Here is a 25,973-nt window from a genome sequence, read left to right as displayed (position 1 = left end):
GCGTGCCACAGGCGGAGCGTTCGTGGATAACCCCCTCCACCACCCGGCGATGCCGGGCGGTCCCCCTCCCCGTGCCGGGGAGGATATTCTACGCGTCGACCGTAATCACACCACGCCGGATCTGGTCCAGCTCGATCGATTCGTACAGCGCCTGGAAATTGCCGTTGCCGAAGCCCTCGTTCCCCTTGCGCTGGATGATCTCGAAGAAGATCGGGCCGACCATGTTCTCGGTGAAGATTTGGAGCAGGATGCCCTCGTCTTGCACGTCGCCGTCGATCAGGATGCGGTTCGCACGCAGCCGCTCCAGGTCCTCGCCATGGCCCGGCACGCGCTTGTCGACCAGTTCGTAATAGGTCTCGATCGTATCCTGCAACTTCACGCCGCGCGCGCGCAATTTCTCCACCGTGGCGTAGATGTCGTCGGTGGTCAGCGCGAGATGCTGAATGCCTTCGCCATTGTAATCGCGGATGAATTCCTCGATCTGGCTGTGATCGTCCTGGCTTTCGTTCAGGGGGATGCGGATCGCCTTGTCCGGCGCGATCATCGCCTGGCTGAACAGGCCGGTCGCCTTGCCCTTGATGTCGAAATACTTCTGCTCCTCGAAGCCGAAGATGCGCCCGTAGAATTCGGCCCAGTGGCGCATCTGCCCGCGCCGCACGTTGTGGGTCAGGTGGTCGAGGATATCGAGCCCGACGTTGTTCGCCGCCGCGCTCTCGCGCCAGTTCGGGATCTCCTCCCACTCGTCGTACAGCGACCCTGCGTCCCCGTGCCTGTCGACCAGGTACAGCAGCGATCCGCCGATCCCCTCCAGCACGAAGGCATCGTCGCCCAATGCCCCGCGCGAGGCATCGGCGGCGGTCGCGCCCGCCGCGATGGCGGCATCGAACGCGGCCTTCGCATCCGCGACGCGGAACGCCATGCCGTTGGCGGACGGGCCGTGCGCGGCGCGGAAGTCCGCCGCCTGCCCCGTCGTCTCCTGGTTCAGCAGCAGCGTGATCCGCCCCTGCGTGTAGCGGACCACCGCCTTCGTCGGATGGCGTTGCGACGGTACGAATCCGAGCAGCGCGAACTGGTGGATCAGCGCGTCGGCGTCGGGAGAGGTGAATTCCGCGAACTCGAACCCGTCCAGACCCATCGGGTTGACGTCCATATGTTCCATCGTCAGCGCTCCGACATAGTATCAATCGTTACCATATCGGTCGCGCGAGCGCGCAAGTCAACCGCCGGGGGTGAGCATGATCGCGGTGCGCCGCCCGTCCCATTCGGGCACCGCGCGCGTGGTGCTCAGCTCGACCGACCAGGCGGTGTCCGGACGGATGCGGTCGGCGCCGCGGCCGACAGCGCGGCGAGGAACAGCGGCGTCAGAACAGCCGCCCGCCGTCGGGGACACCCACGGTGGGCGTGACCAGCACGACCTTCCCGTCCGCATCGGGGAAGCCGAGCGTCAGCACCTCGCTCATGAACGGCCCGATCTGCCGCGGCGGGAAGTTCACCACCGCCGCCACCTGCCGGCCGATCAGATCGTCCGGCGTATAATGCTCGGTGATCTGCGCCGACGACCGTTTCCGGCCGATCGTCGGGCCGAAATCGATCGTCAGTCGATAGGCGGGCTTGCGCGCCTGCGGGAAGGGGTCGGCGGCGACGATCGTGCCGACGCGCACGTCCACCTTCATGAAATCGTCGAACGCGATGGCGGGCGCGACCGCGGCGGCAGGGTCGGGCACGACGTGCATCAGAAGTCCGGATTCTCGTAATAGGCGGGCGGCTCGATCCCGCTCAGCCGCTCGGCGAGCAGGGGGCGGAAGCTGCGGCGGCTCTTGAACGCGGCATACCATGCCTTGGCATGGCCGTGCCCGGTCCAGTCGATCCCGCCCAGATAGTCCGCGACGCTGATCTGCGCCGCCGCCGCCAGATCGGCGAGGCTGATCGTCGCGCCCGCGATCCATTTGCGATGGTCGAGCAGGAAGTCGATGTAATCGAGGTGCCCGACCGCGGACTTCATCGCCTCGCGCAGGCGCGACGCGTCGGGTGCGGTGCGGTGGACGACGCGCTTCAGCATGCGTTCGTCCAGCAGCGGCTGCGTCACGTCGCGATAGAAATGGGTGTCGAACCACGTGACCAGCCGGCGGATCTCCGCCCGGTTCGCGGCGGTGCCGTTCAGCATCGCGACGCGATCGACTGTCTCCTCCAGATATTCGCAGATCGCCATCGAATCGACCAGCACGACGTCGCGCTCCTGATCGATCATGACCGGCGTCTGCCCCGCGGGGTTCAGGTCGACCAACCCGTCGCGCCGCTCCCACGGGTTCTCGCGCACCAGCTGATAGCCGACGTCCTTTTCGTTCAGCAGGATGCGGACCTTGCGGGTGAACGGACACAGGGGGAATTGGTGGAGTTGCCACATGACGCCACCGTTACGGCGAAAGGGGCGCGCGGGGGAAGGGGCGTCGGGTAATTCCGGCCATTCTGGAATGCAGGTCGGCGTGTTATGCAAAAGGCATGGGCATCAGCATCAAGCACGAGGAGATCGAGCGCGCGATCCGCCGCCTCGCGACCGAACGCGGACTGTCGCTGACCGACGCGATCGGGATGGCGGTGCATCGGGAGCTGGAGCGCTCGGTGGAAAGACCGCCGCTGGAGGAGCGAATCCGGCGGATACAGGATCGCGTCGCGACGTATGAGATCGACCCGCGCACCCCGGACGAGATCATCGGCTACGACGAACACGGCGCACCGCGGTGATCGCCGTCGACACGTCCGTGCTGATCGCCATATTGCTGAACGAGCCGGAGGCCGGAGCGCTCACGTCCGCGATCGGCGGGGCGGATCGTGTGTTGATCGGCGCCCCGACGCTGCTGGAAACGACGATTGTCGCCTCCGGGAAGTCGCCGCGCTTGCTCTACGATCTGCCGGAACTGCTCGCCGACATCGACGCCGAAGCCATCGACTTCACCCCCCGCCATCTCGACGCCGCGACCGACGCCTTCCTGCGCTTCGGCAAGGGCCGGCATCCCGCGGCGCTGAACTACGGCGACTGCATGTCCTACGCCGTCGCGCGCATCGCGGGTTGCCCGCTCCTCTACAAGGGCGCGGATTTCGCGCGGACCGATATCCCGTCCGCGCTACCCGCCTGACCCCTCCGTCATTGCGAGCGAAGCGCGGCAATCCAGGGTGTCGCGCGCAACCCTGGATTGCTTCGCATCGCTCGCAATGACGGCAGGCCCCGCTATTCCGCCGCCTCCAGCACCGCCGCATCGTCCAGCGGATGCGACAGCCGTGTCAGCATCTCCTTCGGCACCACCTGCCAGAACCGGCCGACCGCGCGATCCCATTCGTCCAGCATGTTCTTCGACCAGCGGCTGTCGGTCGCACCCGCATGCTCGCGCACCAGCTGGTGCAGCACGCCCTCCCAATGCGCGGAGGCCACGCGCTGCCACACGATGTTCTCGGCATTGGCGCGGCGCGCGAACGTCCCTTCCGCGTCGTAGACGAACGCCATCCCGCCCGTCATCCCCGCGCCGAAATTCGCGCCCACCTCGCCCAGCACGACCGCGACCCCGCCGGTCATATATTCGCACCCGTTCGCACCGCAGCCCTCGACCACCACGGTCGCGCCCGAATTGCGCACCGCGAACCGCTCGCCCGCCTGCCCCGCCGCCAGCAATTTGCCCGACGTCGCGCCGTACAGGACGGTATTGCCGATGATGGTATTGTCCTGGCTGGCCAGCGGCGACGACACCGCGGGACGGACGACGATGATGCCCCCCGACAATCCCTTCCCGACATAATCGTTGGCGTCGCCGAACACCTCCAGCGTGATGCCCTTGCACATGAACGCGCCCAGGCTCTGCCCCGCCGACCCGCGCAACCGGACGGTGACGTGGTGGTCCGCCAGCGTCGCCATCCCGAACGCCCGCGTGATCTCGCTCGACAATCGCGTGCCGACCGCGCGGTGCGTGTTGCGGACCGAATAGGTCAGCTGCATCTTCTCCCGGCGTGAGAACACGGGGGCGGCGTCCTTGATGATCTGCGCGTCCAGGCTGTCGGGCACCTCGTTGCGGAACGTGGACAGGCTGAACCGCCGCTCCGCATCCGGCGCATCAACCTTGGCCAGGATCGGGTTGAGGTCCAGGTCGTCGAGATGCTCCGCCCCGCGGCTGACCTGCCGCAGGAATTCGGTCCGCCCGATCACCTCGTCCAGGCTGCGCACGCCCAGCCGCGCCAGGATGTCGCGCACTTCCTCCGCGATGAAGGTCATGAGGTTGATGACCTTCTCCGGCGTGCCGACGAACTTGGCGCGCAGTGCCTCGTCCTGCGTGCACACGCCCACGGGGCAGGTGTTGGAATGGCATTGCCGGACCATGATGCAGCCCATCGCGACCAGCGACAGCGTGCCGATGCCATATTCCTCCGCGCCCAGGATGGCGGCGATGACGATGTCGCGCCCCGTCTTCAGCCCCCCGTCCGCGCGCAGCTTGATCCGACCGCGCAGGCCGTTCAGCGTCAGGACCTGGTTGACCTCGCTCAGCCCCATTTCCCACGGCGTGCCCGCATATTTGATCGACGTCTGCGGGCTGGCACCGGTGCCGCCGACATGGCCGGACACCAGGATGACGTCGGCATGCGCCTTCGCCACGCCCGCCGCGACGGTGCCGATGCCCGCCGAACTGACCAGCTTCACGCACACGCGCGCGCGCGGGTTGATCTGCTTCAGGTCGTAGATCAGCTGCGCCAGATCCTCGATCGAATAGATGTCGTGGTGCGGCGGCGGGGAGATCAGCGTCACGCCCGGCGTCGCATGGCGCAGCTTGGCGATGAACTCGGTCACCTTGAACCCGGGCAGCTGCCCGCCCTCGCCGGGCTTGGCGCCCTGCGCGACCTTGATCTCGATCTCCTCGCACGCGTTCAGATATTCCGCGGTCACGCCGAAGCGGCCGGACGCGATCTGCTTGATGACCGAATTCGCGTTGTCGCCATTGGCATAGGGTTGGTAGCGCGCCTTGTCCTCGCCGCCCTCCCCGGACACGGCCTTTGCCCCGATGCGGTTCATCGCGATCGCCAGCGTCTCGTGCGCTTCCGGCGACAATGCGCCCAGCGACATGCCCGGCGTCACGAAACGCTTGCGGATCTCGGTGATCGCCTCGACCTGATCCTGCGGCACGCCCTCGTTCGGGAAGTTGAACTGGAACAGGTCGCGCAGGTAGATCGGCGGCAGGTCGCCGACCCCGCGGGAGAATTGCAGGTACGTGGAATAGCTGTCGGTCGACACCGCGGTCTGCAACAGGTGCATCAGCTGCGCCGAATAGGCGTGCGCCTCCCCCGTATGCCGCTGGCGATAGAAGCCGCCGATCGGCAGCGTCGCCACCGCGACGTCGAACGCCGCCTCGTGCCGCTCGGTCGCGTTGACGTGGAGCGAGGCATAGCCCTCGCCGCTGATCTTCGCGGGCATCCCGGGGAACAGGTCGTTGACCAGCGCGCGGCTCAGTCCCACGGCCTCGAAATTGTAGCCGCCGCGATAGCTGGATATCACCGCGATCCCCATCTTCGACATGATCTTCAGCAGCCCTTCCTCGATCGCCTTGCGGTGCCGCTTCAGGCATTCGTCGAGCGCGAGGTCGCCGAACAGGCCGCGCGCATGGCGGTCCGCGATCGCGGCTTCGGCCAGGTACGCGTTCACCGTCGTCGCGCCGACGCCGATCAGCACCGCGTAATAATGCGTGTCCAGGCATTCCGCGGTGCGGACGTTGACCGACGCGTAGCTGCGCAGGCCGCGCCGGACCAGATGGGTGTGGACCGCCGCCGCGGCCAGCACGCCGGGGATGGCGACGCGATCCTCGGAGATGTTCTCGTCGGTCAGGAACAATTCGCTGCGCCCCTCGCGCACCGCCTGTTCCGCCTGGTTGCGGATGCGCTGGATCGCGGCGCGCAGCTTGTCGGGGCCACCGCCGGCCTCGAACGTGCAGTCGATGTCCGCCGCGCTGGTGCCGAAATACGCCTTCAGCCGTCCCCAGTCGGTCGCCGTCAGCACCGGGCTTTCCAGCACCAGCACGCGCTCGCGCCGATCCTCGGTGTCGAGGATGTTGGCGAGGTTCCCGAACCGCGTCTTGAGCGACATGACGTATCGTTCGCGCAGCGGGTCGATCGGCGGGTTCGTGACCTGGCTGAAATTCTGGCGGAAGAACTGGCTGATGAGCCGTGGCTTGTCGCTGATGACCGCCAGCGGGGTATCGTCGCCCATCGATCCGATGGCTTCCTTCCCCGTCTCCACCATCGGCGACAGGATCAGCTCCATGTCCTCGATCGTCTGCCCCGCCGCGACCTGGCGCCGCGCCAGGTCGGCGCGGGCGTAGCGCGGCAGCGCGCCTTCGGGCGCGGGCGGCAGGTGGTCGATGGTGGAGAATTCGCCGATCATCGCGGCGTAATCCTGCTCGGCCGCGATCCGGTCCTTCACCTCGCGGTCGCGCAGCACGCGGCCTTCCTTCAGGTCGACCGCGATCATCTGCCCCGGCCCCAGCCGTCCCTTCGCCACGATTGTGCTTTCGGGCACGACGACCATCCCGGCCTCCGATCCGATGACGAGCAGGCCGTCCGCGGTTTCGGTGAAGCGCAGCGGACGCAACGCATTGCGGTCCACGCCCGCCACCGCCCAGCGTCCGTCCGTCATCGCCAGCGCGGCGGGGCCGTCCCACGGCTCCATGACGGACGCCAGATACTGGTACATCGCGACATGCGCGGGCGGCATGTCGTCCGAATACGCCTCGGGCACCAGCATCAGCTTCGCGGTCGGCGCGTCGCGGCCCGACCGGCAGATCGCCTCGAACGTGGCGTCCAGCGCGGCGGTATCGCTCGCGCCCGCGGGGATCACCGGCTTGATGTCCTCGCTATGCTCGCCGAACGCGATGCTGGCCATGCGGATTTCGTGGCTCAGCATCCAGTTCTTGTTGCCGCGGATCGTGTTGATCTCGCCATTGTGGGCCAGGCACCGGAACGGCTGCGCCAGCCACCATTGCGGGAAGGTGTTGGTCGAATACCGCTGGTGGAAGATCGCGACGCGCGATTCGAACCGCTGGTCGTTCAGGTCGGGGTAGAATACCGACAGCGATTCGGCGAGGAACAGGCCCTTGTAGATGATCGAGCGGCACGACAGCGAACAGATGTAGAAACCCTGGATCTGCGCCGCGATCACGCGCTTCTCGATCCGGCGGCGGACCAGGTACAGGTTCTTCTCGAACTCGGTTTCGTCCACGTCGTCGGGCATCGGCCCGGCGATCATGATCTGCTCGATCTCGGGCCGGGTCGCCTGCGCCTTCGCACCGATCACGCTCACGTCGACGGGCACCCGGCGCCAGCCGTAGATGGTGTAGCCCGCCTCGATGATCGCGCTTTCCACGATCGTGCGGCACGTCTCCTGCGCGCCCAGGTCGGTGCGCGGGAGGAAGATCATGCCGACCGCCAGCCGGTTGGGCATCGCCTTGTGCCCGCTCGCCGCCACGCAATCGTCGAAGAAGCGGACGGGCAGGTCGACGTGCAGCCCCGCGCCGTCGCCGGTCTTGCCGTCGGCGTCGACCGCGCCGCGATGCCACACCGCCTTCAGCGCATCGATCGCGGACTGCACCACGCGGCGCGACGGCCGCCCGTCGGTCGCCGCGACCAGGCCGACGCCGCATGCGTCGCCTTCGTAATCGGGCCGGTACATGCCGTGTTCGGCAAGATGGGCGCGGTGCGCGTCGGTCGCGGTCATGGCGTCGTTCCTGTCTTTCCCGCCGCGGCGATGCGGGCGGTGATCTTCGGCTGGGCACGCTGGAGAAAGGCGGTCATCACCGTCGCCATCTCGCCGCGCAACGTGGCGGAGCGCGCCGATTCCTTCCGCGCCTCGGGCGAGGTGAGATAGGTCGTGATCGTATCGCGATGCTCGGGCGGCAGGGTCAGCGTGCCCCCCTGCCCCGCCGCGCGCGGCATCGCCTGCACCAGCGCCTCGCCCGCGGGCGAGGTCCAGAAGGCGGCGATCCTCGCCAGCTCCGCCGGCGTGAAATTGGCGCGATAGTCGCGCTCGGTCAGGGTCAGCAGCCGCGGGATGGCGTCGGTCGTCAGCTGCCGCGACATCTCCGCCCGCCCCGCGGCGCGCATCCGCGACAGGCGCCGTTTCTGGACGGCGGTCGTCGCGGTGCCGCCCCCGGCGCGGGCATAGCCCGCGTCGAACTGCCGGTCGAACTGCGCCAGCGCATCGGCCAGCGTGCGCGGCGGCCGCACCGTCGCGATGGCGATCCGTCGCGCGGCGGAAACGTCCGCCGCCCCCGGCAGCGCGGCGATCAGGATGACGGCGGCGGCGATCGTCACTGCTGATCGCCGTGCAGGCTACAAGTCGCCATACAACAGCCTTTCGCGGTTCACGAAATCCCGGATCGCATCCGCCGTTGCGAACAGCGTCGCGCACGTGTCCCAGGCCGCATTGACCTGTCCGGCCTGCTTTTCCGGATCGAGCGGATATTCGTGCGCCAGTTCGTTGCGGACACGCACCGCATCCGCCCAATCCCTGCCATCGCTGAGGATACCCAAGGATACGGCCCGCTGTGCCACGTCCCGTGGCGACAGGCGCTCGAACTTGCCGAACTGTAGGATCATCGCGATCGTCTTCAACGTGCGACCGAGCGTCTCCTCGAACTGCTCGTAGGTCTTCAGGAAGGCGAGCACGTATATATGGTCGTCGCCGACGAGGGTCACCAGACGTGCCGCCGTCATCGGCATCATCGCATCGATCCGCGCGCGCACCTCGACCATCCGATCGGCAAGTCGCTCGAACGTCGCGATATGCTCCTTGAGAATGACGATCTCGCCGTCGCGGGTCACAGGACGATCCCGTCGCGATATGCGATCACGTCGATCCCCTTCATCGGGGCTTCCCGGTTCCGGACCGTCACGTCGACCTTCTGATCGTCGATGCGTGCGAACAGATTTTCCTCGAAGCGCCCGCGTGCCGTCCATTCGTCGATCGCCGGCCCGGTTTCGATATGCAGGTCGATGTCGCCGCCCCGGCGCGTATCGTCGGCCCTGCTGCCGAACAGGCGCACGACCGCATCGGCGCCGAACGCATGAGCCGCCGCCCGCTTGATCGCATATACCTCGCCGCGGTCCAGCCTCACGCCGCCACCCGTTCCCGTACGGCCACCTTCGCGTTCGCCTTCAGCCATTTGTGCATCTGCGCCGCGACGTCGCGGCCGTCGCGGATCGCCCACACGACCAGGCTGGCGCCGCGCACGATGTCGCCCGCGGCGAATACGCCGTCCAGGCTGGTCATCAGCGTCCGGGGATCGACCAGCACGGTCCCCCAGCGCGTGACGCCCAGTTCGGGCGCGTCCCACAGGTGCGGCAGTTCCTCCGCGTCGAAGCCCAGCGCCTTGATGACCAGGTCGGCGGGCAGGTCCTGCGCCTGGCCGGGGTCGACCTCCGGCGCGCGGCGGCCGCTGGCGTCCGCGCGGCCCAGCCGCATCCGGTTCGCGCGGACGTGCGAGACGCGATCGTCGGCCACCGCGAACGATTCGGGCGCGGCGAGCCAGACGAACTCGACGCCCTCCTCCTCCGCATTGGCGACCTCGCGCTGGCTGCCCGGCATGTTGGCGCGGTCGCGGCGGTACAGGCAGCGGACCGACGCCGCGCCCTGCCGCACCGCGGTGCGCACGCAATCCATCGCGGTGTCGCCGCCGCCGATGACGACGACATGCTTGCCGTCCGCGTTCAGGCGTCCGTCCTCGAATTCGGGCACGGCGTCGCCGAACGACTTGCGGTTGGACGCGACAAGATAGTCCAGCGCCGCGACGACGCCGTCCGCGTCCGCCCCGCCGACGTCGATCGCGCGCGCCTTGTACACGCCGGTGGCGACCAGGAGGGCGTCGTGGCGGTCGCGCAATTGCGCCATCGTCGCATCGCGGCCGACGTCGAACCCTTCGTGGAACACGATCCCGCCCGCCTTCAGCCGGTCGACGCGGCGCATGACGACGGGCTTCTCCAGCTTGAAGCCCGGGATGCCGTAGGTCAGCAGCCCGCCCGCGCGGTCGTGGCGGTCGTAGACGTGGACGTCATAGCCGTGGACGCGCAGGTATTCCGCCGCGGTCAGCCCCGCGGGACCCGCTCCGATCACGCCCACCGACTGCCCGCGCACGGGACCGGCGACCAGGGGTTCGACCCAGCCTTCCTCCCACGCGGTGTCGGTGATGAACTTCTCGACCGATCCGATCGTCACCGCGCCGTGGCCGGTGAACTCGATCACGCAATTGCCCTCGCACAACCGGTCCTGCGGGCAGATGCGGCCGCAGATTTCGGGCATCGTGCTGGTGCTGTTCGACAGTTCGTACGCCTCGCGCAGCCGCCCCTCGGCGGTCAGGCGCAGCCAGTCGGGGATATGGTTGTGCAGTGGGCAATGGACCGAACAATAGGGCACGCCGCATTGGGAACAGCGTCCGGCCTGATCCTCCGCCGCGGGCATCGCGTACCGCTCCGCGATCTCGCGGAAATCCTCCGCACGATCGGTTGCGGTGCGCTTGGCCGGATAAGCCTGCGCCGTGTCGACGAACTGCAACATGTCGGCCATCGATGTCCTCCGCGGCCGTCATTGCCATAGCCGGAGGCAATTGTCACGCATTTTTGGGCCGATACGGCAGTATCGCTTCCCTATTTAGGAAGCGCCGCAGTAAATTCGCACGGCAATTCCTGGATAGATCGACATCATGGACCCGAACCGGCCCTACTTCAGCGTCAGGAACGCCAGCGCCGCGACGCCGGCCACGATCCGGTACCAAGCGAAGGGCGCGAACCCATGCTTCGTCACCACCGCCAGAAACGCCTTCACCACCGCCAGCGCGACGACGAACGACACCACGAAACCGACCGCGATCAGTTGCAGGTCCCCGCCCGTGATCGCGTCGCGATGCTTCAGCATCTGCAACACCGTCGCGCCCGTCAGCGTCGGCAGCGCGAGGAAGAAGGAGAATTCCGCCGCGGTCCGGCGATCGATCCCCAGCGCCATCGCCCCCATGATCGTGGCGCCCGACCGGCTGACGCCCGGGATCATCGCGATGCACTGGACGATGCCGATCTTGGCCGACTGCATCGCCGATACGCCCGCGATGCCGCCCACCGGATGCGTCTTCGCCAGCCGCTCGATGACCAGGATCGCGATGCCGCCCGCGATCAATGCCCAGGCGACGACGACTGCATTCTCCAGCAACGCCTCGATCTCGTCGTTGAACGCCAGCCCCAGCGCGACCGCGGGGACGAAGGCGATCAGCAGGTTGCGCACGAACGCGATCGATTGCGGCTCGCGCTTCGTCAGGCCGGTCAGCACCGCCAGGAACGTGCGCCAGTACAGGACCACGATCGCCAGGATCGCGCCGGGCTGGATCGCGATGTTGAACACCGCCCAGCGCTGCGGATCATAGCCCAGCAATTCGGTCGCCAGCACCAGATGCCCGGTGGACGACACCGGCAGGAATTCGGTCACCCCCTCGACGATGCCCAGGATGACGGCGGTCAGCAGGTCGTTCATCGACGATCCTCAGGCGCGCGCGCGCAGGCCGAAGCGGCCCGCGCGGGCGTAGCGGACCAGCCAGCCCGGCGTGATCGCGTCCAGCGGCGTGCGCGCGACGCCCAGCGCGTCGAGCCCCTCCGCACGATCCCCGACCACGGTATCGCGCTGGAGCAGCTTCCACTGGTCGGCGGAGATCGGCGACAGCGGCAATGCCGACAACAGCTTCCCCGCCACGTCGGGCAGCGGCACGAACGTCGGATCGCGCCCGATCGCGGTGGCGATCCGGCGATGCAGTTCCAGCATCGTGAGGACTTCCGGCCCGCCCAGTTCGAACGTGCGCCCGCCGAACGTGTCGCGATCCGCCAGCGCGGCGACGACCGCGTCGGCCACGTCGCCCACATATACCGGCTGGAACCGCGCGCCGGGCTTCAGCACCGGCACGATCGGCAGCGACGCGATCATGCCCGCGAACCGGTTCACGAACTGGTCCTCGCGGCCGAACACCGTGGCGGGGCGCAGGATCGTGGCATGGGGCAGCGCGGCCGTCACCGCCGCCTCCCCCGCCGCCTTCGTCCGGGCGTAGCGCGCCGGGGATTCGCTGTCCGCGCCGATGGCGGAAACGTGCACCATCGCCGCCCCCTCGCGCGCCGCCGCCTCCGCAATGGCGCGCGCGCCGTCGACATGGACGCGGTCCAGGTCGCCGTCGAACACGCCGACCAGGTTCACGACCCCGTCCGCGCCCTGCACCGCGCGCGCGATCGTGTCGGGCCGCGTCACGTCGGCCGCGACGAACTGCGTCTGGCCCAGGCCGCCCAGCGGCTTGATGAAGTACGACTTGCGCGGATCGCGCCCCGCGATGCGGACGCGCGCGCCGTGCGCGAGCAGCGCCTGCGCGACGTAGCGGCCGATGAAGCCCCCGCCGCCGATCAGCGTGACCAATGTGTCCTTCATGAAAGCGCGCCCTGCCTGACTTTATGCGTGCCCCCGCCCTTGCCGCGCGAACGCCCTGTTGACAAGGCCGCGCACCCTCCCCTAGGGGCACCCGCCTACCCCGTGCCCAGATGGCGGAATTGGTAGACGCACCAGCTTCAGGTGCTGGCGATCGCAAGGTCGTGGAGGTTCGAGTCCTCTTCTGGGCACCATTTTTCCACCGAAGGGCAAGCACTTGCGGCGAGGGCCCCGGCGGGGCGCCTCCGGGCCGGTCCATTATCGGTTGCGCCCGCGCGCCGCCCGCGCGATGTCGGGCGGATGGCCGACGACCGCCCCCTTACCCCCGGCGAGATCGCGCTGGCCCGTTCCGTCTACGGCGATGCGATCGATTATGCGCCGGTCCGCATCGCGCAGCGCAAATGGGCGTTCTTCCAGCCGCGCGGCGTCGTCATGGCGCCGTCGGGCACGATCCACTTCCATCCCGACGGCGGCCTGTGCCGCGACGATTTCTGCGCCGCGCCGCTCGACCTGCAAGGGCTGTTCGTCCACGAAATGTGCCACGTGTGGCAGCATCAGCGCGGCATCTGTCTCCCGCTCGCGCGCCATCCCTTCTGCCGCTACCATTACAGCGTGAAGCCGGGCTGGCCGCTGAAGCGCTACGGGATCGAGCAGCAGGCGGAGATCGTGCGCCACGCCTTCCTGCTGCGCGCGGGCGCCCGCGTTCCCGGCGCGCCGCCGCTGGCGCAATATGAAACGATCCTGCCCTTCGACGGAGTGACGCCATGATCTGGCACGACGGCCTTCCCGACCTGGCGCGCGCGAACGCATTCGGCGCGGACAGCATGGCGGGGCACCTGGGGATAGAATTCACCGCGGTCGGGGACGACTGGATCGCGGCGCGGATGCCCGTGAACGCGGGGACGATGCAGCCCTACGGCCGGCTGCACGGCGGCGCGTCGGTCGCGCTGGCGGAGACATTGGGATCGGTCGCGGGCGCGATGACGGTGGATCCGGCGCATTTTGCCGCGGTGGGGCTGGAGATCAACGCCAACCACGTCCGCCCGGCGGGAGCGGGCTGGGTCACCGCGACCGCCCGCCCGGAGGCGCGGGGCCGGTCGACGCAGGTCTGGTCGATCCGGATCGAGGACGAAGCGGGGAAGCTGGTGTGCATCTCCCGCTTCACCGTCGCGATCATCCCGCGCGATCGCGGGGCGCCGGCCACATGATACCGTCATTGCAAGCGTAGCGAAGCAATCCAGGGCGACGAGCGCCACCCTGGATTGCCGCGTCGCTACGCTCCTCGCAATGACGAGCGCTCGTTTACGGCATCAGCACGGTGTCGACGACGTGGATCACGCCGTTCGACTGGCGCACGTCCGCGATCGTCACGTGGCTCATCCCGCCCTTGGCGTCGGTCAGCATCAGCGTGCGGCCCATCATCGACGCGGTCAGCGGCTCGCCCTGCACGGTCGTCAGCGTCGCCTTCCCGCCGCCGTCCTTGATCGCCTTCGCGATGTCCTTCGACGTCATCGTGCCGGGGACGACGTGATAGGTCAGGATCGTCGTCAGCTGCGCCTTGTTCTCCGGCTTCACCAGCGTGTCGACCGTGCCCGCGGGCAGCTTCGCGAAGGCGGCGTTGGTCGGCGCGAACACGGTGAAGGGGCCGGGGCCCGACAGCGTCTCGACCAGGCCCGCGGCCTTCACCGCGGCGACCAGCGTCGTGTGATCCCTCGAATTCACCGCATTCTCGACGATGTTCTTGGACGGCAGCATCGCCGCACCGCCGACACGCGGATTGGCCTGGCCCGCGATGGCGGGCGTGGCGAGCATTGCGGCGCAGGCGAGCAGGGCGCCGGAAAATCTGGAAACGGTCATGCGATTTCTCCTCGCGCCCTCGTTGGGACGCGGGAGGGGATACGTGCCGGACCGCCCGAAAGTTGCGCGACTATTTCAGCAGCACCAGTTCCTCCGCCATCGTGGGATGCAGCGCGACCGTGTCGTCGAACTGCGCCTTGGTCAGCCCCGCCTTCACCGCCACGGCCGCGGCCTGGATGATTTCCGGTACGTCCGGGCCGATCATGTGGATGCCGACGACGCGGTCCGTCTCCCCGTCGCACACCATCTTGTACAGCGCGCGCTCGTCGCGATTGGCCAGCACGTTCTTCATCGGGCGGAAATCGCTGGAATACACTTTCACCGACCCCAGCTTCTGCCGCGCCTCCGCCTCGGTCAGGCCGACGCCCGCGATCGGCGGATGGCTGAACACCGCGCTGGGGACGCAGTCGTAATCGACCGTCGTCGCCTTGCCCCCGTACAGGTTGTCCGCGAACGCCTGCCCCTCGCGGATCGCGATCGGGGTCAGCTGGATACGGTTGGTGACGTCGCCGATGGCGTAGATCGAGGGGCAGGTGGAGCGATTGTCCGCATCCACCACCACCGCGCCCTTGTCGTCCAGCGCGACGCCCGCGCTGTCCAGCCCCAGCCCCGCGGTGTTCGGCAACCGCCCGGTGGCGAACAGGACCATGTCCACCGTCACCGGATCGTGCCCCGACATCGAAACGGTCAGGCACCCGTCATCGCCCTTCTCGATCCCCTGGAACGTGGCGTCGAACTTGAACTCCAGCCCCTTCATCATGCTGATCTGGAGCAGGCGGTCGCGGATTTGCAGGTCGTAGCCGCGCAGGATCTCCTTGCTGCGGTTCATCAGCGTCACATGCGCGCCGAACTGGTGGAAGATGCCCGCGAACTCGTTGGCGATATAGCCCGCGCCCGCGATCAGGATGCGCTTCGGGATGGCGTCGAGGTGGAATACCTCGTTGCTGGTGATGCCATGCTCGCTGCCCGGGCAGTCGGGCACCGCGGGATGCGCGCCGACCGCGATCAGGATGACCTTCGCGGTCTTCTTCGTCCCGTCCGCCAGCGTCACCTCGTTCGCACCCGACACGGTGGCGCGTTGCAGGATGATCTCCGCCCCCGCATTGCCGATCGTGTCGGTATAGGCGGCGTTGATCCGGTCCACCTCCGCCAGCACGTTTTCCTGAAGGCATGTCCAGTCGAACGCGCACGTGTCGGGCACCTGCCAGCCGAAGCGGCGCGCGTCCTTCAGATCCTCCGCGAAATGCGCGCCGTAGACGAGCAGCTTCTTGGGCACGCACCCGCGGATGACGCACGTCCCCCCGACGCGATATTCCTCCGCCACCGCCACCTTCGCCCCATGCGCCGCCGCCACCCGCGCCGCGCGCGTGCCCCCCGAACCGGCGCCGATGACGAAGAGGTCGTAGTCGTAATCAGGCATCATTCGGCTCCGGTGGGCAGGTCCATCGCCGACCGGAGGCCGAGGTGCTGGACGAAGGGATCGTAGTCGCGGTCGGCGTATAACAGCGGGATGCCGTCGAGGATGCAGCGCGTGGCGATCAGGGTGTCGATGGTCTTGCGGATCGTGATGCCCCGCCCACGGAGATGTCGATAGTTTCGTGCCGCCTGTATCGCCACTTCCGCACTGGAAACAGACAAAATGCCGGGAAGGCTGAGCAGTTCGAGTGCACGATCATGCGCCCGCTCGTCGCGGACGCCCTGCAATACCTCGGTCAGCACGAGGTCCGCGGTCAGAATTTTGGTCGAGCGAAGAAGCCGGATCAGCCGATCAGTCTGCGGCGTATCGCGATCCCGCAGGAAATCGATCCAGACACTTGAATCGACCAGCGTTACCAAGTCTGGCCCGCATATTTGCTTGTGCGCATCTCATCCAGATCGCCCTCCCACCCGATACCGCGAAGCTCGAGCAACGCTTCCTGCTGCGCGATCGCGACCATCTGACGCAGCGCTTTGTCCACCGTCTCGCGCTTTGTCTTCTTGCCGGCTACGCGCATGGCGATCGACATTAAATCGTCGTCGATATCGATATTCGTCCGCATGTGTACGCCTCCGCCGTTTCATACACATAGCGTCTGCCAGCCGCTATTCCAGCCCCGCCCGCGCGATCAGGTCGGTGGTGGACGGATCGAAATCCCCGCCCCCCTGGCCTGCCGCCTTCGCCATTTCCTTACCCAGCTCGACGCCGAACTGGTCGAACGAATTGATCCCCAGCAGCACGCCGTTCACGAACGTGCGATGCTCGTAAAAGGCGATCAGCGCGCCCAGCGTCCGCGCGTCCAGCCGGTCGAGCAGCAACGTCGACGACGGCCGGTCGCCCGGATACGAGCGCGCGGGATCGTCCGCCTGCTTGCCCTTCATCAACGCCGCCCCTTGCGCGAACGCGTTCAGCAGCAACTGGCGGTGATGCTCCTCGGGCAGGGTGTCCCCCGCCTCGATCACCGCCAGGAATTCGACGGGGATCAAATGCGTGCCCTGATGCAGCAGCTGGAACACCGCATGCTGCGCATCGGTCCCCACCCCGCCCCAGGTGATCGGCGCGGTCGGGCGGCCGACCGGCTGGCCGTCCAGCCCCACGCTCTTCCCGTTCGATTCCATCTCCAGCTGCTGGAGGTAGCTCGGCAGCAGGCGCAGCCGCTCGTCATACGCGAAGGGCGCGCGCGTCTCGGCCTTGCGCACCTGCGTATAATAAAGGTCGGCGAACGCCGCGAGCGCGGGCGCATTCTCGTGCAGCGCGGACAGGCGGAAATGGCGGTCCATCTCCGCCGCACCGTCCAGCAATTCCTCGAACTGGTCCCACCCCAGCTTCACCGCCGCGGGAAAGCCGATCGACGACCACAGCGAATAGCGCCCGCCGACGCCCTCGCCGAAGCCCAGCACGCGCGTCTCGTCCACGCCCCATTCCACCGCCTTGTCGGGTGCGGCGGTCAGCGCGATGACGCGGCCGTAGGGGTCGTCGACGCCCGCACCCTGCATCCAGTCGATGACGCTGGTCGCGTTCATCATCGTTTCCGTGGTCGTGAAGGTCTTGGACGCGATCACCAGCAGCGTCGTCGCGGGATCGAAGCGCTCGAACACGTCGTCCAGCGCCATGCCGTCGACATTGGACACGATCGCCACGTCGTACCGGTCGCTGTCGCGCCCCAGCGCGTCGACCAGCAGGTGCGGCCCCAGCGCCGATCCGCCGATCCCGACGTGCAGGATGTGGCGCACCGGGCCGAACGCCTCCGCCTCGATCGCGTCGATCACCGCGCGCATCCGGGCGTGCTGGATCGCCGCGGCCTGCACGCTTTCCGCCCTGCCCTCGCCGCGCTCCGCGGTATGCTCGACCGGGCGGTCCTCGGTGCTGTTGATATGCGCGCCCGCGAACATCGCCTCGCGCCGTCCGGCGAGGTCGGTTTCCTTCGCCAGCGCCTCGAACGCCGCCACGGCGTCCGCGGTCAGGTGCGTCTTGGACCAGTCGAAATGGATCCCCGCCACGTCCAGCGTCAGGCGCGCCAGCCGCCCGGCATCGGCGGCGAACAGGGCCTCCAGCCGCTCCTGCGGCAATGCCTCGATCCGCGACCAGTCCGCCATGTCGTCACCTTTCGATTGTCGTGCGTGTCCCGCGAACGACCGACATGGCTCAAGGCTCCGCTTGACGTGTCCGGCGCGCTCGCGCAACGCCCCGTCCCATGGCTACCCCCGATGCCCCCGGCAAGCAAAAGAGCGCGACGCCCCGAAGCGAGACGGGGGAGACGATCCGCTTCTTCCTGAAATTCGCGCTGATCGTGTTCGTGTTGCGCAGCTTCATCTTCTCGCCCTTCTCGATCCCCTCGGAATCGATGCTGCCGCGGCTGCTGATCGGCGACTATCTGTTCATTTCGAAATGGAACTACGGCTATTCGCGCTGGTCGCTGCCGTTCGGCGTCCCGCTGATCCCCGGCCGCATCCTGGCGCGCGACCCGGCGCGCGGCGACACGGTCGTCTTCCGCTCGATGGCGCCCGACGACCACGACGTCATCAAGCGGATCATCGGCCTGCCCGGCGATACGGTGCAGATGCGCAATGGCCAGCTGTTCCTGAACGGCAAGGCGATCCCGAAGCAGCGCGTCGCCGACTTCATCGTGCCGATCACGCCCAATTTCCCGGTCGAAAAATGCGGCACGCCGTTCCAGGCGCTGAACGCCGCACAGCAGCCGATCTGCCGCTACCCGCGCTTCCGCGAGACGTTGCCGGAGGGCAAGTCGTACGAGGTGCTGGACCAGCAGAACATCCCCGTCGCCGACGATACCGAGGTCTATACCGTCCCCGCCGGCCACGTCTTCCTGATGGGCGACAATCGCGACGACAGCGCGGACAGCCGCTTCGCCCCCCCGGTCGGCATGGGCTTCATCCCGATGGACCGGATCCAGGGGAAGGCGATCGTCACCTTCTGGTCCACCGACGGTTCGGCGGAATGGATCAAGCCGTGGACCTGGGTCAGCGCCGCGCGCTGGGACCGGATCGGCCACGGCTTCTGACGAAGGATGGCGGCGCGCCACCCCGTTCGTGCTGAGGAAACGCTGAGCGAAGCCGAAGTGCCGTCTCGAAGCATCGGCGCCGCGAACGCGTCCGGGCGACGCGCGAGCGGTGGTTGGCGATGACCGCCACCGCCGACTGGGTCGAAGCCGCGCTGGGCCACCGGCCGCGCGACCCCGCCCGGTTCGACCGCGCGCTGACGCATTCCAGCCGCGCGACCGCCAGCTACGAGCGGCTGGAATTCCTCGGCGACCGCGTGCTGGGCCTCGTGATGGCCGAATGGCTGTACGAAACCTTCCCCGACGAACCCGAGGGAAATTTATCGAAGCGGTTCAACGCTTTGGTGACGGGGGCGGTCTGCGCGCAGGTGGCGCGCGACCTGGGCGTCGTGCCGCACCTGCGGCTGGGCAAGCAGGCGCGCGACGACGGCGCGAGCGACAGCGACAACGTGCTGGGCGACGTGATGGAGGCGCTGCTGGGCGCGGTCTATCAGGAGGCGGGGCTGGACGTCGCGCGCACGCTCGTCCGCCGCCTGTGGGCGGATCGCGTGGCGACCGACACGCGCGCGCCGCAACATCCCAAATCGGCGTTGCAGGAATGGGCCGCCGCGAACCGCCGCGCCGTGCCCGCCTATGCCATCGTCGACCGCTCCGGCCCCGGCCACGCCCCGCGCTTCACGGTGAAGGCCGTGGTCGGCCCCGACGAGGCGAGCGCGCAGGGGACCAGCAAGCAGGAAGCCGAAACCGCCGCCGCCGCCGCGCTGCTGGCGATGCTGGAGGCGAAGGCCGCGCCGAAGAAACGGCGGCGGTAAAGTTGTTCACGCGAAGACGCGATGACGCGAAGGGGTCGCGTTTCTGGCCGGCGTCACGATACCGACGAACCGGGTCGGGGTTCACGCGGAGGCGCGGAGACGCGGAGGCGTTGCGCTGTGGGCAGGGTTTCGAGCCGCCGCAGGCGGATCAGATATCGGTAGCCGGGAAGATGAAGGTCTCGCCGGCGCGAGACGAGGCCACCAGCGCGACCACTCCGCGTCTCCGCGCCTCCGCGTGAACCCACCTTCTTCATCCCTTCGCGTCTTCGCGTCTTCGCGTCTTCGCGCGAACGGATTACAGCCCCGCCTCCCCCGCACCGAATACCTTCGCCGGCGCCTGCACCGCGGTCCCGTCGGAAAAGCGGAACGTCAGCACCAGCGTGCCGCCCGGCTTCACGTCCGCGGGCACGCCGAACAGCATCGCATGATTGCCCGCCGGGGCGAATTTCACCGTCGCGCCCGCGGGCACCGGCACATCCGCCAGCGCGTTCATCGCCATCATGCCGTTGCCCGTCATGCGGCTCTCGTGCAGCTCGATCCGCGCCACCCCCGGCGCCGACACCTGTGCCAGCGTCGCCGCGCCCGCCCCGCCGTGCAGCGTGAAATAGGCCGCCGCCGGGCGCCCCGGTACCGCCGCCAGCCGCACCCACGCATCGCTCGCGGCCGGCGCCGCCGCCTTGGAACAGGCCCCAGTCGACGCGATCGCCATCACCATCGCAAACCCCGCGCGCATCGCCGTCTCCCGTCGTGGAACAATCCCGTCGCGGCCTACGCAACCGCCAATCTTGCGGCAAGGCGGATGCCACCTATATCGCCAGCCGTCACTGCGGTTGCGCTGCCGAAACGGGGCGCCGCCGCTCGCATCACGATAGGGGCTAGTAGGGCACTCATGGCAAAAGTTATCGGTATCGATCTGGGCACCACCAATTCGTGCGTCGCGGTCATGGAGGGCGGGAAGCCCAAGGTGATCGAGAATGCCGAGGGCGCGCGCACGACGCCGTCGATCGTCGCCTTCGCCAAGGACGGCGAGCGGCTGGTCGGCCAGCCGGCGAAGCGTCAGGCGGTCACGAACGGCGACAACACCATCTTCGCGGTGAAGCGCCTGATCGGTCGCCGGTTCGACGATCCGATCACGAAGAAGGATACCGAGCTGGTCCCCTACACGATCGTGAAGGGCGCCAACGGCGACGCGTGGGTCAAGGCGGGGGGCAAGGATTATTCCCCGTCGCAGATCAGCGCCTTCACGTTGCAGAAGATGAAGGAAACCGCTGAATCCTACCTGGGCGAGACGGTGACGCAGGCGGTCATCACCGTACCCGCGTACTTCAACGACGCGCAGCGGCAGGCGACGAAGGACGCGGGCCAGATCGCGGGCCTCGAGGTGCTGCGCATCATCAACGAACCGACCGCGGCGGCGCTGGCCTATGGCCTCGACAAGCAGGACGGCAAGACGATCGCGGTCTACGATCTGGGCGGCGGCACGTTCGACGTCTCGATTCTGGAGATCGGCGACGGCGTTTTCGAGGTGAAGGCGACCAACGGCGACACCTTCCTGGGCGGTGAGGATTTCGACAACAAGCTGGTCGAATTCCTGGCCGAAGGCTTCAAGAAGGACGAGGGCATCGACCTCGCCAAGGACAAGCTGGCGCTCCAGCGGCTGAAGGAAGCGGCGGAGAAGGCGAAGATCGAACTGTCGTCGGCCGCCTCGACCGAGGTCAACCTGCCCTTCATCACCGCGGACCAGAACGGGCCGAAGCATCTGGTCAAGACGATCAGCCGCGCCGATCTGGAGCGTCTGGTCGACGACCTCATCAAGCGCACGATCGAGCCGATGAAGAAGGCGCTGGCCGATGCGGGCATGAAGGCGGACGAGATTTCGGAAGTCGTCCTCGTCGGCGGCATGACCCGCATGCCCAAGGTGCGCGAGGCGGTGAAGGCGTTCTTCGGCAAGGACCCGCACACCGGCGTCAACCCGGACGAGGTCGTCGCCATGGGCGCGGCGATCCAGGCGGGCGTGCTTCAGGGTGACGTGAAGGACGTCCTGCTGCTCGACGTGACCCCGCTGTCGCTCGGCATCGAGACGCTGGGCGGCGTGTTCACGCGCATGATCGACCGCAACACGACGATCCCGACGAAGAAGTCGCAGACGTACTCGACCGCCGAGGACAATCAGGGCGCGGTGACGATCCGCGTCTTCCAGGGCGAGCGCGAGATGGCGGCGGACAACAAGATGCTGGGCCAGTTCGACCTGGTCGGCATCCCCCCCGCGCCGCGCGGCGTGCCGCAGATCGAGGTCACGTTCGACATCGACGCCAACGGCATCGTGAACGTGTCCGCCAAGGACAAGGGCACAGGCAAGGAGCAGCAGATCCGCATCCAGGCATCGGGCGGCCTGTCCGACGCCGACATCGACAAGATGGTGAAGGATGCGGAAAGCTTCGCCGAGGAAGACAAGAAGCGCCGTGCCGCGGCAGAGGCGAAGAACAACGCCGAAAGCCTGATCCACACGACCGAGCGCCAGCTGGCCGACAACGGCGACAAGGTCGACGACGCACTGAAGGGCGAGATCCAGTCCGCGATCGACGCCGCGAAGGCGGCGGTCGAGGCGGGCGAGCCCGAGGCGATGAACGAGAAGGCGCAGGCGCTGGCGCAGGTCGCCATGAAGCTGGGCCAGGCGATCTACGAGAAGCAGGCGCAGTCGGAAGCCTCGCCCGCGGGCGAGACCGCGGGTGCGGACGCCCCCAAGAACGACGACGTGGTCGACGCGGAATTCTCCGAGGTCGACGACAACAAGGCGTGATGTAAGCCGGAATAAAGTGGCATGACCCTCCCCCGTCATACCGGCGAAGGCCGGTATCCAGAGTTTCAGGCGACACCGCTTGTGGCTCTGGACCCCGGCCTCCGCCGGGGTGACGGCGCGAAGGGCGGGGGCGTTAGATGACCGAAGTAGATTATTACGAACTGCTCGAATGCGAGCGGACCGCGGACGCGGGGACGATCAAATCATCCTATCGCAAGCTCGCGATGAAATATCACCCGGACAAGAACGCGGGTTGCAAGGACAGCGAATCGCGCTTCAAGGCGGTCAGCGAGGCGTATGAATGCCTCAAGGATCCGCAGAAGCGCGCCGCCTACGATCGCTTCGGCCACGCCGCGTTCAAGAACGGCGGCGGCGGCGGCGGCGGGCAGGATTTCAGCGGCTTCTCCGACATTTTCGAGAGCGTGTTCGGCGAGTTCATGGGCGGTCGCGGCGGCGGCGGCGGGCGGCAGCAGGCGCGCCGCGGCGCGGACCTGCGCTACGACATGGAAATCACGCTGGAGGAAGCGTTCCACGGGAAGGAGACCGAGATCACGGTCGACATTTCCGCGGCCTGCGACACCTGCCACGGCCATGGCGCACGCCCCGGCACCCATGCGCACACCTGCAACACCTGCAACGGCCATGGAAAGGTGCGCGCGCAACAGGGCTTCTTCGTCGTCGAGCGCGCCTGCCCGCATTGCCACGGCTCCGGACAGGTCATCACCGATCCCTGCCCCGACTGCCGCGGCGAGGGTCGCGTCGAGAAGACCAAGACGCTGTCGGTCAACGTCCCCCCCGGCGTGGACGAGGGCACGCGCGTCCGCCTGTCGGGCGAGGGCGAGGCGGGCGCGCGCGGCGCCCCACCGGGCGACCTCTACATCTTCCTGCACGTGAAGCGGCACAACCTGTTCGAACGCGAGGGCACCACCCTGTTCGCGCGCGCGCCGATCAGCTTCACGACCGCGTCGCTGGGCGGGATGCTCTCGATCCCCGGCCTCGACGGTCGCCGGCACGAGGTGAAGATTCCCGCCGGCATCCAGTCGGGCAAGCAATTGCGCCAGCGCGGCGCGGGGATGCCCGTCCTGCAAGGCCGCGGCCACGGCGACCTGGTCGTGCAGGTGGAGGTGGAAACCCCCACCAAACTGTCGACCCGCCAGCGCGAATTGCTGGAGATGTTCCGCGAAACCGAGACGGGCGACGAATGCCCGCAGAGCCAGGGTTTCTTCAGCCGCCTGAAGAACGCGTTCGTTGCGGAATGAGCGATTCGATTCAACATTCGCAACATTCGGCTCCCGATGCGGCGCATCATTGCGGCCTCGTCGCGGTCGTCGGCGCGCCCAACGCGGGCAAGTCGACGCTGGTCAACGCGCTCGTCGGACAGAAGGTCGCGATCGTCAGTCCGAAGGCGCAGACGACCCGCACGCGCCTGATGGGCGTCGCGATCGAGGGGCGGACCCAGCTGCTGCTGGTCGACACCCCCGGCATCTTCGAACCCACCCGCCGCTTCGACCGCGCGATGGTCGCGGCGGCATGGGGCGGAACCGACGGCGCCGACGTGCTGGCGCTGGTGGTCGATGCCAAGGGCGGCCTGCCCGCGAAGGTGACCGACATCGCCGAGTCGCTGAAGGACCGGCCGGAGCGCAAATATCTGATCCTCAACAAGGTCGACCTGGCGGACAAGCCGCGCCTGCTGCTCCATGCGGAGCGGCTGAACGCGATGGTCGGGTTCGCCGAAACCTTCTTCGTCTCCGCCACGACCGGCGACGGCATCGCGGAACTGAAGCGCGCGCTCGCCGCGGTATTGCCGCAGGGGCCGTGGCATTATCCCGAGGATCAGGTGTCCGACGCCACCGAACGCGCGATGGCCGCGGAGGTTACGCGCGAGCAATTGTATCTACAACTCCACGCCGAACTGCCCTACGCCAGCGTGGTCGAGACCGAGAAGTTCGAGGAACGCCCCGACGGGTCGGCGGAAATCCACCAGCAGATCCTGGTCGAACGCCCGACGCAGCGCGCGATCGTGCTGGGCAAGGGCGGCACCCGCATCCGCGAGATCGGCGCCCGCGCGCGCGCCGAACTGGCGACCCTGCTCGACCGCCCGGTGCATCTGTACCTGCACGTGAAGGTGAAACCCGGCTGGGACGAGGACCGCGGCGTCTATCGCGACATCGGGCTCGACTGGGTGGATTAGGCGCATCGTCATTGCGAGCGCAGCGAAGCAATCCAGGGTCCCGCGCGACGCACTGGATTGCTTCGCTACGCTCGCAATGACGGACGGGGGTCAAGCCACCCCGGCGATCCCCTCCCCATCCTCCTCCTCGACCCGCTCCGCCACCACCGGCGGCTTGGGCAGCAACGCCGTCACCACGAAGAACGCGAGGTTCATCCCCTGCGTCAACGCCCCCCCCGCCAACAGCAACCCCGCCATCGCCTCTCGCGGCCCGGCGATGGTATTGCTCAGCTCGAGCCCCGCGGACAGAAACAGCAGGTCGCGATTGGGCACGATCGGCAGGCGCGAGATCACCATCTGCGCGGTCAGGAACACCAGCCACGTGCTCAACTTCTCCGCCGGCAATACCACCGCCCATTGTGCCGCCTGCAACAGCACGACCAGTACGATCCGCCCGACATGGATGCCCAGCACCCCCCACGCCACGCCCTTCGGCAGCGCGATCAGCTTTCGCCGCATCCGAAACAGCACCGGCACCACGAACGCCGCCCCCAGCCCGCCCGCGACCAGCAACGCCGGTCCCGGATGCAGCCACCCCGCGATCGCCTTCGCATGCCCCCCCGCCGCAAAGGCGACGAGCAACCCCGCGGTCACCACGCCGCTGGCCACCGCGGACAGGATGGCATTGTCCTTCAGCGCCAGCAGGATCGGCTTCGTCGCCATGCCCAGCCGGTTCTTCAGCCACAGCAGGAACACCAGCTCCCCCGAATAGCCGACCAGCGCGGAATTATAGACCCGCTTCTGGATCAGCACCGGGAAAGCCCCCGGCAACGGCCGCCGCAGGATCAGGCGGAAGACGATCGTCTCCGACGCGGGCAGGATCAGGAAATTGACGAAGAACAACAGGTAGAACAACGGATGCGTCGGCAGCGACGCGACGACCTCGCGCCACCCGATCGCGCGCACCTTCAACACCAGCCACGCGACCATCGCGGCCAGGAACAGCCAGCGCAGCACCGTCCCCCACCGCTTCGCCGCCGGTGTCGCGGCCCATGTCCGCAGGCGCTCGATCCGGGTCAGAACAGCCCCAGCGCGCGCGAATGCGCCATGAAGGCGTCGAACGACGCCCGTTGCCGCGGCGACAGGCGGAACGCGGAATAGCCCGCCTCGCGTCCGATCAGCCGCCGCACCCGCCACTCCACAATATCGCGCGGCCGCAACGCCACGCGGCGCTCGAAATGCCCGCGATCCCATGTGTTGCCGCCATGGAAGCAGCGGATCAGCAGGCCGGCGAGGTCGACGTCCATGACCACGCGCCCCAGCCGCAGCCACGCATCGCGATAGGTCGAATCCTCGCCCTTGCGCTCGG

27 protein-coding genes and 1 tRNA gene are annotated in these 25,973 nt (G+C 67.9%); 10 read left to right on the top strand and 18 right to left on the bottom strand.

Annotated elements, in window-relative coordinates:
• Nucleotides 1–88 precede the first annotated feature (88 nt).
• The 3 genes from hppD to ASG29_RS09490 all read right to left on the bottom strand — a co-directional run bounded on the left by hppD (nucleotide 89) and on the right by ASG29_RS09490 (nucleotide 2,404).
• Nucleotides 89–1,159 carry a 4-hydroxyphenylpyruvate dioxygenase gene (hppD, locus tag ASG29_RS09500; protein ID WP_200932419.1) on the bottom strand — a complete coding sequence of 357 codons (1,071 nt, stop codon included), beginning with the start codon at nucleotides 1,157–1,159 and terminating at the stop codon, nucleotides 89–91.
• A 202-nt stretch (nucleotides 1,160–1,361) separates the two neighbouring features.
• Nucleotides 1,362–1,733: a tRNA-binding protein gene (locus ASG29_RS09495; RefSeq protein WP_055983162.1), complete on the bottom strand. Its 372-nt coding sequence runs from the start codon at nucleotides 1,731–1,733 to the stop codon at nucleotides 1,362–1,364.
• Nucleotides 1,733–2,404, bottom strand: coding sequence for a glutathione S-transferase family protein (locus ASG29_RS09490; protein ID WP_055983160.1), 672 nt, complete (start codon nucleotides 2,402–2,404; stop codon nucleotides 1,733–1,735). Before ASG29_RS09490 ends, ASG29_RS09495 begins: the two co-directional genes overlap by 1 nt.
• Before the next feature lie 95 nt (nucleotides 2,405–2,499).
• Here ASG29_RS09490 and ASG29_RS09485 point away from each other — a divergent pair, with 95 nt between their 5' ends.
• Together ASG29_RS09485 and ASG29_RS09480 are read left to right on the top strand one after the other, a co-directional pair.
• The gene (locus ASG29_RS09485) at nucleotides 2,500–2,742 is read left to right on the top strand and encodes a type II toxin-antitoxin system VapB family antitoxin (protein WP_055983158.1); all 243 of its coding nucleotides are present in this window, start codon (nucleotides 2,500–2,502) and stop codon (nucleotides 2,740–2,742) included.
• Nucleotides 2,739–3,134, top strand: a complete 396-nt coding sequence (locus tag ASG29_RS09480; RefSeq protein ID WP_055983157.1) for a type II toxin-antitoxin system VapC family toxin — start codon at nucleotides 2,739–2,741, stop codon at nucleotides 3,132–3,134. The genes ASG29_RS09485 and ASG29_RS09480 overlap by 4 nt, the downstream gene beginning before the upstream one ends.
• Before the next feature lie 92 nt (nucleotides 3,135–3,226).
• Here ASG29_RS09480 and gltB read toward each other — a convergent pair whose 3' ends face one another.
• From gltB to ASG29_RS09445, 7 genes are all read right to left on the bottom strand, one after another.
• Nucleotides 3,227–7,741, bottom strand: coding sequence for a glutamate synthase large subunit (gltB, locus tag ASG29_RS09475; RefSeq protein WP_055983154.1), 4,515 nt, complete (start codon nucleotides 7,739–7,741; stop codon nucleotides 3,227–3,229).
• On the bottom strand, nucleotides 7,738–8,337 hold the full coding sequence (locus ASG29_RS09470) for a DUF2059 domain-containing protein (RefSeq protein ID WP_055983152.1): 600 nt from the start codon (nucleotides 8,335–8,337) through the stop codon (nucleotides 7,738–7,740). The genes gltB and ASG29_RS09470 overlap by 4 nt, the downstream gene beginning before the upstream one ends.
• Nucleotides 8,338–8,355: 18 nt before the next feature.
• A complete protein-coding gene (locus tag ASG29_RS09465) occupies nucleotides 8,356–8,778 on the bottom strand; it encodes a hypothetical protein (protein ID WP_235532853.1) in 423 nt (140 codons plus the stop codon).
• Nucleotides 8,779–8,843: 65 nt separating this feature from the next.
• Nucleotides 8,844–9,140 (bottom strand): nucleotidyltransferase domain-containing protein, encoded by a 297-nt coding sequence (locus ASG29_RS09460; RefSeq protein ID WP_055983148.1) that lies wholly within the window; start codon nucleotides 9,138–9,140, stop codon nucleotides 8,844–8,846.
• A complete protein-coding gene (locus tag ASG29_RS09455) occupies nucleotides 9,137–10,585 on the bottom strand; it encodes an NAD(P)-dependent oxidoreductase (RefSeq protein ID WP_055983146.1) in 1,449 nt (482 codons plus the stop codon). The genes ASG29_RS09460 and ASG29_RS09455 overlap by 4 nt, the downstream gene beginning before the upstream one ends.
• A gap of 153 nt (nucleotides 10,586–10,738) precedes the next feature.
• Entirely contained in the window at nucleotides 10,739–11,539 is an 801-nt protein-coding gene (locus tag ASG29_RS09450; protein ID WP_055983144.1) for an undecaprenyl-diphosphate phosphatase, read from the bottom strand.
• A gap of 9 nt (nucleotides 11,540–11,548) precedes the next feature.
• Nucleotides 11,549–12,472, bottom strand: coding sequence for an NAD-dependent epimerase/dehydratase family protein (locus ASG29_RS09445; protein ID WP_055983142.1), 924 nt, complete (start codon nucleotides 12,470–12,472; stop codon nucleotides 11,549–11,551).
• Nucleotides 12,473–12,576: 104 nt separating this feature from the next.
• Here ASG29_RS09445 and ASG29_RS09440 point away from each other — a divergent pair.
• The 3 genes from ASG29_RS09440 (at nucleotide 12,577) to ASG29_RS09430 (ending at nucleotide 13,677) form a co-directional block, all read left to right on the top strand.
• A tRNA-Leu gene (locus tag ASG29_RS09440) sits at nucleotides 12,577–12,663 on the top strand.
• 106 nt (nucleotides 12,664–12,769) lie between these two features.
• Nucleotides 12,770–13,237, top strand: a complete 468-nt coding sequence (locus ASG29_RS09435) for a hypothetical protein (RefSeq protein ID WP_055983140.1) — start codon at nucleotides 12,770–12,772, stop codon at nucleotides 13,235–13,237.
• A complete protein-coding gene (locus ASG29_RS09430) occupies nucleotides 13,234–13,677 on the top strand; it encodes a hotdog fold thioesterase (RefSeq protein ID WP_055983138.1) in 444 nt (147 codons plus the stop codon). The genes ASG29_RS09435 and ASG29_RS09430 overlap by 4 nt, the downstream gene beginning before the upstream one ends.
• 94 nt (nucleotides 13,678–13,771) lie before the next feature.
• On the opposite strand, the gene ASG29_RS09425 is transcribed toward ASG29_RS09430, so the two are convergent.
• The 5 genes from ASG29_RS09425 to pgi all read right to left on the bottom strand — a co-directional run bounded on the left by ASG29_RS09425 (nucleotide 13,772) and on the right by pgi (nucleotide 17,899).
• Complete coding sequence (locus ASG29_RS09425) at nucleotides 13,772–14,326, bottom strand: fasciclin domain-containing protein (RefSeq protein ID WP_055983137.1); 555 nt, start codon at nucleotides 14,324–14,326, stop codon at nucleotides 13,772–13,774.
• 70 nt (nucleotides 14,327–14,396) lie between these two features.
• Nucleotides 14,397–15,746 carry a glutathione-disulfide reductase gene (gene gorA, locus ASG29_RS09420; RefSeq protein ID WP_055985377.1) on the bottom strand — a complete coding sequence of 450 codons (1,350 nt, stop codon included), beginning with the start codon at nucleotides 15,744–15,746 and terminating at the stop codon, nucleotides 14,397–14,399.
• Nucleotides 15,746–16,162: a PIN domain nuclease gene (locus ASG29_RS09415; protein WP_055983135.1), complete on the bottom strand. Its 417-nt coding sequence runs from the start codon at nucleotides 16,160–16,162 to the stop codon at nucleotides 15,746–15,748. Before ASG29_RS09415 ends, gorA begins: the two co-directional genes overlap by 1 nt.
• A complete protein-coding gene (locus ASG29_RS09410) occupies nucleotides 16,156–16,365 on the bottom strand; it encodes a type II toxin-antitoxin system VapB family antitoxin (protein ID WP_055983132.1) in 210 nt (69 codons plus the stop codon). The genes ASG29_RS09415 and ASG29_RS09410 overlap by 7 nt, the downstream gene beginning before the upstream one ends.
• Before the next feature lie 43 nt (nucleotides 16,366–16,408).
• The gene (pgi, locus tag ASG29_RS09405; RefSeq protein ID WP_055983130.1) at nucleotides 16,409–17,899 is read right to left on the bottom strand and encodes a glucose-6-phosphate isomerase; all 1,491 of its coding nucleotides are present in this window, start codon (nucleotides 17,897–17,899) and stop codon (nucleotides 16,409–16,411) included.
• A 98-nt stretch (nucleotides 17,900–17,997) separates the two neighbouring features.
• Here pgi and lepB point away from each other — a divergent pair, with 98 nt between their 5' ends.
• Together lepB and rnc are read left to right on the top strand one after the other, a co-directional pair.
• A complete protein-coding gene (gene lepB, locus ASG29_RS09400) occupies nucleotides 17,998–18,825 on the top strand; it encodes a signal peptidase I (RefSeq protein WP_055983129.1) in 828 nt (275 codons plus the stop codon).
• A gap of 119 nt (nucleotides 18,826–18,944) precedes the next feature.
• Nucleotides 18,945–19,634, top strand: coding sequence for a ribonuclease III (gene rnc, locus ASG29_RS09395; RefSeq protein ID WP_055983127.1), 690 nt, complete (start codon nucleotides 18,945–18,947; stop codon nucleotides 19,632–19,634).
• Between the two features lie 295 nt (nucleotides 19,635–19,929).
• On the opposite strand, the gene ASG29_RS09390 is transcribed toward rnc, so the two are convergent.
• The gene (locus ASG29_RS09390) at nucleotides 19,930–20,367 is read right to left on the bottom strand and encodes a copper chaperone PCu(A)C (protein WP_055983125.1); all 438 of its coding nucleotides are present in this window, start codon (nucleotides 20,365–20,367) and stop codon (nucleotides 19,930–19,932) included.
• Nucleotides 20,368–20,523: 156 nt separating this feature from the next.
• Here ASG29_RS09390 and dnaK point away from each other — a divergent pair, with 156 nt between their 5' ends.
• The 3 genes from dnaK to era all read left to right on the top strand — a co-directional run bounded on the left by dnaK (nucleotide 20,524) and on the right by era (nucleotide 24,625).
• On the top strand, nucleotides 20,524–22,434 hold the full coding sequence (gene dnaK, locus ASG29_RS09385) for a molecular chaperone DnaK (RefSeq protein WP_055983123.1): 1,911 nt from the start codon (nucleotides 20,524–20,526) through the stop codon (nucleotides 22,432–22,434).
• Nucleotides 22,435–22,571: 137 nt separating this feature from the next.
• Nucleotides 22,572–23,693 (top strand): molecular chaperone DnaJ, encoded by a 1,122-nt coding sequence (gene dnaJ / locus ASG29_RS09380; RefSeq protein ID WP_055983122.1) that lies wholly within the window; start codon nucleotides 22,572–22,574, stop codon nucleotides 23,691–23,693.
• Nucleotides 23,690–24,625, top strand: coding sequence for a GTPase Era (gene era, locus ASG29_RS09375; RefSeq protein ID WP_055983119.1), 936 nt, complete (start codon nucleotides 23,690–23,692; stop codon nucleotides 24,623–24,625). Before dnaJ ends, era begins: the two co-directional genes overlap by 4 nt.
• 90 nt (nucleotides 24,626–24,715) lie before the next feature.
• Here the strand turns inward: era and ASG29_RS09370 are convergent, their stop codons facing one another.
• A complete protein-coding gene (locus tag ASG29_RS09370; protein WP_055983117.1) occupies nucleotides 24,716–25,621 on the bottom strand; it encodes a hypothetical protein in 906 nt (301 codons plus the stop codon).
• A 59-nt stretch (nucleotides 25,622–25,680) separates the two neighbouring features.
• A partial coding sequence (locus tag ASG29_RS09365) for a hypothetical protein (RefSeq protein WP_200932417.1) occupies nucleotides 25,681–25,973 on the bottom strand: 293 nt, incomplete at its 5' end.

Origin of the sequence: Sphingomonas sp. Leaf412 (assembly GCF_001425405.1) — a bacterium.
Classification (GTDB): Bacteria; Pseudomonadota; Alphaproteobacteria; order Sphingomonadales; family Sphingomonadaceae; genus Sphingomonas.
This window is presented reverse-complemented; position numbering and strand designations above follow the sequence as displayed.

What these genes read in the sequence shown, in the direction of transcription:
- ASG29_RS09430 (WP_055983138.1), top strand. Translation starts at nt 13,234, where the DNA reads ATGATCTGGCACGACGGCCTTCCCGACCTGGCGCGCGCGAACGCATTC.
- ASG29_RS09435 (WP_055983140.1), top strand. Translation starts at nt 12,770, where the DNA reads ATGGCCGACGACCGCCCCCTTACCCCCGGCGAGATCGCGCTGGCCCGT.
- pgi (WP_055983130.1), bottom strand. Translation starts at nt 17,899, where the DNA reads ATGGCGGACTGGTCGCGGATCGAGGCATTGCCGCAGGAGCGGCTGGAG.
- ASG29_RS09450 (WP_055983144.1), bottom strand. Translation starts at nt 11,539, where the DNA reads ATGAACGACCTGCTGACCGCCGTCATCCTGGGCATCGTCGAGGGGGTG.
- ASG29_RS09490 (WP_055983160.1), bottom strand. Translation starts at nt 2,404, where the DNA reads ATGTGGCAACTCCACCAATTCCCCCTGTGTCCGTTCACCCGCAAGGTC.
- ASG29_RS09445 (WP_055983142.1), bottom strand. Translation starts at nt 12,472, where the DNA reads ATGAAGGACACATTGGTCACGCTGATCGGCGGCGGGGGCTTCATCGGC.
- ASG29_RS09410 (WP_055983132.1), bottom strand. Translation starts at nt 16,365, where the DNA reads ATGCGGACGAATATCGATATCGACGACGATTTAATGTCGATCGCCATG.
- ASG29_RS09390 (WP_055983125.1), bottom strand. Translation starts at nt 20,367, where the DNA reads ATGCGCGCGGGGTTTGCGATGGTGATGGCGATCGCGTCGACTGGGGCC.
- gltB (WP_055983154.1), bottom strand. Translation starts at nt 7,741, where the DNA reads ATGACCGCGACCGACGCGCACCGCGCCCATCTTGCCGAACACGGCATG.
- dnaJ (WP_055983122.1), top strand. Translation starts at nt 22,572, where the DNA reads ATGACCGAAGTAGATTATTACGAACTGCTCGAATGCGAGCGGACCGCG.
- ASG29_RS09425 (WP_055983137.1), bottom strand. Translation starts at nt 14,326, where the DNA reads ATGACCGTTTCCAGATTTTCCGGCGCCCTGCTCGCCTGCGCCGCAATG.
- ASG29_RS09465 (WP_235532853.1), bottom strand. Translation starts at nt 8,778, where the DNA reads ATGGTCGAGGTGCGCGCGCGGATCGATGCGATGATGCCGATGACGGCG.
- gorA (WP_055985377.1), bottom strand. Translation starts at nt 15,746, where the DNA reads ATGCCTGATTACGACTACGACCTCTTCGTCATCGGCGCCGGTTCGGGG.
- ASG29_RS09495 (WP_055983162.1), bottom strand. Translation starts at nt 1,733, where the DNA reads ATGCACGTCGTGCCCGACCCTGCCGCCGCGGTCGCGCCCGCCATCGCG.
- era (WP_055983119.1), top strand. Translation starts at nt 23,690, where the DNA reads ATGAGCGATTCGATTCAACATTCGCAACATTCGGCTCCCGATGCGGCG.
- ASG29_RS09455 (WP_055983146.1), bottom strand. Translation starts at nt 10,585, where the DNA reads ATGGCCGACATGTTGCAGTTCGTCGACACGGCGCAGGCTTATCCGGCC.
- hppD (WP_200932419.1), bottom strand. Translation starts at nt 1,159, where the DNA reads ATGGAACATATGGACGTCAACCCGATGGGTCTGGACGGGTTCGAGTTC.
- lepB (WP_055983129.1), top strand. Translation starts at nt 17,998, where the DNA reads ATGGCTACCCCCGATGCCCCCGGCAAGCAAAAGAGCGCGACGCCCCGA.
- dnaK (WP_055983123.1), top strand. Translation starts at nt 20,524, where the DNA reads ATGGCAAAAGTTATCGGTATCGATCTGGGCACCACCAATTCGTGCGTC.
- ASG29_RS09485 (WP_055983158.1), top strand. Translation starts at nt 2,500, where the DNA reads ATGGGCATCAGCATCAAGCACGAGGAGATCGAGCGCGCGATCCGCCGC.
- rnc (WP_055983127.1), top strand. Translation starts at nt 18,945, where the DNA reads ATGACCGCCACCGCCGACTGGGTCGAAGCCGCGCTGGGCCACCGGCCG.